General features: G+C 47.6%; 3 protein-coding genes. All 3 read left to right on the top strand.

Going from position 1 to position 6852, the window contains the following annotated elements:
* Window positions 1-67 precede the first annotated feature (67 nt).
* The 3 genes from CAG65_RS17390 (at window position 68) to CAG65_RS17380 (ending at window position 6690) form a co-directional block, all read left to right on the top strand.
* Window positions 68-4909 (top strand): NAD-glutamate dehydrogenase, encoded by a 4842-nt coding sequence (locus tag CAG65_RS17390; RefSeq protein ID WP_161454432.1) that lies wholly within the window; start codon window positions 68-70, stop codon window positions 4907-4909.
* A 46-nt stretch (window positions 4910-4955) separates the two neighbouring features.
* Window positions 4956-5966: a quinone-dependent dihydroorotate dehydrogenase gene (pyrD, locus tag CAG65_RS17385; RefSeq protein ID WP_161454431.1), complete on the top strand. Its 1011-nt coding sequence runs from the start codon at window positions 4956-4958 to the stop codon at window positions 5964-5966.
* Window positions 5967-6147: 181 nt separating this feature from the next.
* Window positions 6148-6690: a cell division protein ZapC gene (locus tag CAG65_RS17380; RefSeq protein ID WP_021703249.1), complete on the top strand. Its 543-nt coding sequence runs from the start codon at window positions 6148-6150 to the stop codon at window positions 6688-6690.
* Window positions 6691-6852: the final 162 nt, after the last annotated feature.

Genomic DNA, 6852 nt, shown 5'->3' with positions numbered 1-6852 from the left:
ACCAGTAGTAGGCACTATGCTTACTCCAACCCCTACAATAAAAAATAGCCTTATAGTGGAGTCGTTTATGACCGCGCGTGAAACTCTGATGCCGGTTCTTCTTGAAAAAGTGTACAAGCTTATTCAAGACAAACTCGAGCTTGCTCATCAACCCCTCGTAACTCAACTTGCGCAACATTTATTTAGCAACATTTCTCAAGATGATTTGATTGAGAGAAATGAATCCGACCTTTATGGTGCGGTGGTCAGCTTGTGGCACCACATCAATGATAAGAAGCCGGATGAGTTATCAGTCAGGGTGTTTAACCCAACCGTCAGCCGACAGGGCTGGCAATCGACACACACTATCGTAGAAATCGTCCTTCCTGACAGTCCTTTCCTTGTTGACTCCATCAAAATGGCGCTAAGCCGCCTAGACCTTGTTTCCCACCTGATGCTTCACGGTCCGACACAGATCGAACGTGATGAAACCGGTGACGTAACCGGGATCAACAATGGTGAAGGGGTATTCCAGTCTCTGTTCCATGTGGAAGTTGACCGCCTGAGCAGCAAAGAGGAAATGGCGTCGCTCAAACAGGAATTGCTCAGCATTCTTGAAGATACTGCTCTGGTCGTGAAAGACTGGCGATCCATGGTCGACAAACTGGAAACGGTAACCGGCAACCTGGAGAAACATAAGAAAGAGATCCCGATCGAAGGGGATCGTTTTGAAGAAACGATCAAATTCCTGCGTTGGCTGGGGGATCATAATTTCACGTTCATGGGGTACAAGGAATACGATCTTGTCTCAGTGGATGGCGTAACCGAATTACGTCCGACCAAAGAAAAAGGCCTGGGCCTGTTCCAAGATGATAGCCGTGTACGCAGCGTAAAGCTGACGGAGTTTTCTGATTCCGCTCGTCTGGAAGCGAAGAAACCCTACCTGTTGATTGTGACGAAAGGAAACAAACAGTCTCGTATTCACCGTCCTGCTTACACCGACTACATCGGAATTAAGAAGTTTGACAAAAACGGTAAGGTTATTGGTGAACATCGCTTTACTGGCCTGTACACCTCTGCGGTTTATAACCAGAGTGTGGAAAGCATTCCGCTGATCCGCGAGAAGGTGGAACGTATCCTGAAAGCCAGCGGCTATCGCGAAGGCTCCTATTCTTACAAAGCGCTACACAACATCATGGAGAACTACCCACGTGATGAGCTGCTGCAAGCAAAAGAAGAAGAATTGCTTGAAGTGGGGATGGGTGTAGTTCAGATGCAGGATCGCGATCTGCTGCGCTTGTTTGTCCGTAAAGACCCGTTTGGGCGTTTCTTCAGTTGTATGGTCTATGTCACCAAAGATCGTTACAACACGGAGCTACGCCGACAAACTCAGCGTATATTGAAAAACTATTTTGGTTGTGAACAAGAAGTCGAGTTCACCACTTACTTTTCTGAAAGCCCACTGGCGAGAACGCACTATATTGTTCGTGTTGACAACAACAATATGGACGTTGATGTAAAACTGATCGAGCAAAACTTAATGGAAGCATCTTCAACCTGGGATGATCGTCTGTCTGACGCGATCGTAGCTAACTTTGGTGAAAGCAAAGGCCTGCCTTTGTCAAAAGAATACCTGCGCGCCTTCCCACGTTCTTACAAAGAAGATGTCATGCCAGGCTCCGCCGTGGCGGATATTGAGCGACTGGAAGCACTGAGTGATGATCATAAACTCGGCATGTTGTTCTACCGTCCACAAGAAGAAGCATCCGATTCCAAAGCAGTACGTCTCAAGCTGTATCACCGTGACGAGCCAATTCACTTGTCTGATGTGATGCCAATGCTGGAAAATCTTGGTCTTCGTGTTATCGGCGAATCGCCGTACGAAGTGACTAAGTCCAACGGTCAGACATACTGGATCCTGGATTTCTCAATGCTGCATAAGAGTGAGAAAACTGTGGATCTTCGTGAAGCTCGTGATCGTTTCCAACAAGCATTTGCCGCCATTTGGGCCGGTAACCTGGAAAGTGACGGCTTTAACCGTTTGGTATTGGGCGCATCACTGACAGGACGTGAGATTTCGATCCTTCGCGCTTATGCACGCTACATGCGCCAGGTTGGCTTCCCATTCAGTCAGCAGTACATTGAAGACACACTAAACCATTATCCAGATTTGGCGAAAGGTTTGGTGGAGCTGTTCTCGAAGCGCTTTGATCCAAAAACCAAAGGCAGCCAGAAAGGACAAGCGGATCTCATTGCCAATATTACTGAGCAGCTGGATCATGTCGAAAGCCTGGATGATGACCGTATCTTACGTCGCTACATGGAAATGATTACCGCGACGTTGCGCACAAACTACTACCAGCTTGATGAGAACAAACAGCCAAAACCTTGGTTGTCTCTGAAGATGAAGCCAAGTGAGATTCCAGAAATCCCACAACCAGTACCTGCCTACGAGATCTTTGTGTATGCACCGGATATTGAAGGTGTTCACTTGCGTGGTGGTAAAGTAGCCCGTGGTGGTCTGCGTTGGTCTGATCGTCAGGAAGATTTCCGTACCGAAATTCTCGGTCTGGTGAAAGCGCAACAAGTTAAAAATACGGTTATCGTACCGGTGGGTGCAAAAGGTGGTTTCGTTTGTAAACGCCAGCCATCATTGACGACCCGCGATGAGATCTTTGCAGAAGGACAACGTTGTTATAAGCGCTTTATCCGTGCATTACTTGACGTTTCTGACAACATCATTGAAGGGGAAGTGATTCCGCCTCAGAGCGTTGTGCGTCATGATGAGGATGACCCATATTTGGTTGTTGCTGCGGATAAAGGTACCGCGACATTCTCAGATCTGGCGAACTCGGTGTCTGCAGAGTACAACTTCTGGTTGGGCGACGCGTTTGCGTCTGGCGGCTCAAACGGCTATGACCACAAAGCCATGGGTATCACGGCGAAAGGTGGCTGGGAATCGGTGAAACGTCATTTCCGTGAAATGGGCATCGATTGTCAAACCACCGATTTCACTGCGGTGGGTGTCGGTGATATGGCGGGAGATGTGTTCGGTAACGGCATGCTGCTGTCAAAACACATCCGTCTGCAGGCAGCCTTTAACCACATGCATATCTTCATTGATCCAACCCCAGATGCAGCAAGCAGTTGGAAAGAACGTGATCGCTTGTTCAAACTGCCGCGTTCAAGCTGGGAAGATTATGATCCTAAACTGATTTCCAAAGGGGGCGGCATCTTCTCACGCCGGGCCAAGTCGATTTCACTGACGCCGGAAATTCAGAAGATGCTGGGTACCAAGAAGGCATCGGTAGCGCCGAATGATCTGATTAAAATGATCCTGAAAATGAAAGTGGATCTTCTGTGGAACGGCGGGATCGGAACTTACGTTAAGGCTTCGACGGAAACGCACACTGACGTAGGTGACCGTGCGAATGATGTACTGCGTATCGATGGTCGTGAATTGCGAGCCAAAGTGGTGGGTGAAGGTGGTAACCTGGGCATGACGCAACTTGGCCGAATTGAGTACGCTCTGACTGGCGGTCGCGTGAACACCGACTTTGTCGATAACGTTGGCGGTGTTGACTGTTCAGATAACGAGGTCAACATTAAGATCTTCCTTAATGGCTTAGTGGCGAATGGCGATCTTACGATCAAACAGCGCAATACGATCCTGGAATCGATGGAAGACGAAGTTGGCGAGATCGTTCTGGAAGATGCCTACTGTCAGTCTGAGTCCATTTCAGTGACTGAACAGCAGGGCGTTTCTACCGTGAAAGAACAGATCCGCTTTATCCATACTCTGGAGAAAGCTGGTCAGTTGGATCGGGCATTGGAATACATCCCAGATGATGAAACGCTGTTGGAGCGTGAGAAGCAAGGCCTGGCGCTGACTCGCCCTGAACTTTCTGTTCTGGTTGCGTATGGCAAAATGGTGTTGAAAGAACAGTTGGTACACGATGATATCGCCAACGATGAATATCATGCGCAGCAGTTAATCAACTACTTCCCGACTGAGTTACGCCGTAACTATTCTCAGTATATGCAGAACCACCCGTTGCGAGCGGAAATTATCGCAACAGCGCTGGCGAACCAAATGGTGAATGAAATGGGCTGTAACTTTGTCACCCGTCTGCAAGAAGAGACTGGTGCCAATGTAGTTGATATCGCTAACGCTTATGCGGCATCCCGTGAGATCTATGGTCTGGACAAAGTGCTTCAGCAGATTCGAGAGCTAGACAATAAAGCGGAAGCGCAAACGCAATACGATTTGATGTTTTATGTTCGTCGTACGTTACGTCGACTGGCTCGCTGGTTACTGCGAAATCGCACTGGTAAGCAATCGGTGAAACTGCTGGTGGAACTGTATCAGTCCGATGTGAACACCATTACCGAGAAGCTGGATGATATGCTGGTCGAATCGGAAGTGGCTGAGCACAATGAGATGGCACAGGCGTGGATTGAGAAGGGCATCTCGGCTGAATTGGCCAATTATGTCGCACGTTTGTCTAGCCTGTACTCAGTACTGGATATATCAACAGTGTCCCGTGAAAAAGGCAAAACTGTTGAACAAACCGCCAAACTGTATTTCAATTTGGGTGACCGTTTGTCATTGCACTGGTTCCTGAAACAAATCAATAATCAGGCGGTGGATAATAACTGGCAAGCGCTGGCTCGTGCGGCCTTCCGTGAGGATCTGGATTGGCAGCAACGTCAGTTGACTGGTCAGGTTCTGAGCTGCAGCTGTGCACCTGAAGAGTTGGATGTTATGCAAGCGCTGGAAGACTGGATTCAGGCCAACGAAGTCTCACTACAACGTTGGGACAACATTCTCAATGAGTTCAAAGTGGGGTCAGTACATGAATTTGCGAAATTCTCTGTGGCATTGAGAGAATTGATGCTATTAAATTTGAATTGTGCTGCAAATGAGTAAATAATAAGGCCCCGTTTATACGGGGCTTTTTTCTTTCGGAGGCACAATGCTTTACCGTCTAGCCAGAGCTGGCTTTTTTCAACTTGATGCCGAAAAGGCACATGATCTTGCAATTCAGAATTTCAAACGTTTCACCGGCACTCCTCTCGATCTTCTTTACCGTCAACAACTTCCACACCGACCGGTCGAATGCATGGGACTGACTTTCCGCAATCCAGTTGGTCTGGCCGCGGGTCTGGATAAAAACGGAGAATGTATCGAGGCATTCGATGCAATGGGGTTCGGCTTTGTTGAGGTGGGAACCGTTACGCCTCGCCCTCAACCAGGCAACGACAAACCACGTCTTTTCCGTTTAGTTGAAGCGGAAGGCATTATCAACCGGATGGGGTTCAACAACCTGGGTGTGGATAATCTGATTGAGAATGTTAAAAAAGCGAAGTTCGAATGTGTACTGGGTATCAACATTGGTAAGAACAAAGATACGCCAATTGAAAAGGGCACTGAAGACTACTTGATTTGTATGGAGAAGGTGTACGAATACGCCGGCTATATCGCAGTGAACATCTCCTCTCCGAATACTCCTGGACTTCGTTCTCTGCAGTATGGAGATGCTTTAGATGAACTGCTGTCATCTTTAAAAGAGAAGCAGTCGGCACTGGCGGAAAAGTATGGCAAATACGTACCGCTCGCCCTGAAGATCGCGCCGGATCTTAGTGACGAAGAGATCACCCAGATCTGTGAATCGTTGATCAAAAATAATATCGATGGCGTCATTGCAACCAACACCACGCTCGACCGCACTATGGTGGAAGGAATGAAGCATGCGAACGAAGCCGGTGGATTAAGTGGACGCCCGGTTCAGTCGCGCAGTACGGAAGTCGTACGTCGTCTTCACGAAGAGCTGGGTGACAAGCTGCCTATTATTGGGGTGGGTGGTATCGATTCGTACGTATCGGCCAAAGAAAAGCTGCTGGCCGGCGCCAAGCTGGTTCAGGTGTACTCTGGTTTTATCTACCATGGTCCGGGATTGGTGCGAGACATCGTTAAGAATCTTTGATTGAGTGACACCGTCACCCTCAAATTTAGTCATGGCAATTCGTTTTTTAAAGAGGAAGTGAAAATTCATTTCCTCTTTTTTTTTATCAATACGCTCATAGAATTACAGTAATTGTCGGCAAAGGTAATTAAGCGTTTTACCTTGGAAGTTTAATTATAAACTGAATTTGAGAGTTGGAACGATGCTTAAACCCAGTGATAAATGGACTTGGTATTATGAAGACAGGGAAGGCTACTTAATGCTGGACCTGGGCGAAGACATGATATTCAAGACCAATCTAGAGCGTAAACTGCTTGTCGATTGTGCCGTTGGCATCAACGAATTTTCGGTTGATGATGCATCTGCATTCCAAACGTTTAAAGAACAAATTTCTCTTCTGCCTCTGAGCGAGCCGCGTCAGGCGGAATTGGCACTTTATTGTGTTGCTGCGAAGCGATTCCATAAGCCTGTTCAGCCTAAAAGTTGGTTTTTTGATGCACAGGGTGACGAATGTCAGCCCTCTGAAGGTGACATCGTTAAACTTAGCAACAGCGCCAGTTCGGGCCATTTCATCGTGTTAGAGGTAGGGGATAACGCCAGCTTAGTTGCATACATCGATCTTGAAGAATTCCAGATGTCAGGCAGTAAGTCTCTTGTGTTTGGTCAGGCTATTAAGGTGATGCACGACCGTATGTTGTTGGCCAACCAGTTATTTCAAACCCACTCATACGCTATGGTGGGCTAATCACTTTCCCTATACATTTGTTTCGTTCCTTTTGTTTCATTTCCTATATCGGCCTCTGAGCCGATTTTTTTTGTCCGCAATTCGGCCAGAAATCGCTCTTATCACCACCAATTCTGAACGCGAGAAAGCAGGGACACCCAGAGCAATTGAACACCATCATGG

The sequence above is a fragment of the Vibrio sp. V39_P1S14PM300 genome (assembly GCF_009904765.1).
Taxonomy (GTDB): Bacteria; Pseudomonadota; Gammaproteobacteria; order Enterobacterales; family Vibrionaceae; genus Vibrio; species Vibrio proteolyticus.
The sequence above is the reverse complement of the archived record's forward strand: the minus strand, read 5'-3'. Positions and strand labels throughout refer to the sequence as shown.

Excerpts from the sequence above, each read along its gene's own strand:
- CAG65_RS17390 (WP_161454432.1), top strand. The coding sequence starts at position 68 with ATGACCGCGCGTGAAACTCTGATGCCGGTTCTTCTTGAAAAAGTGTAC.
- pyrD (WP_161454431.1), top strand. The coding sequence starts at position 4,956 with ATGCTTTACCGTCTAGCCAGAGCTGGCTTTTTTCAACTTGATGCCGAA.
- CAG65_RS17380 (WP_021703249.1), top strand. The coding sequence starts at position 6,148 with ATGCTTAAACCCAGTGATAAATGGACTTGGTATTATGAAGACAGGGAA.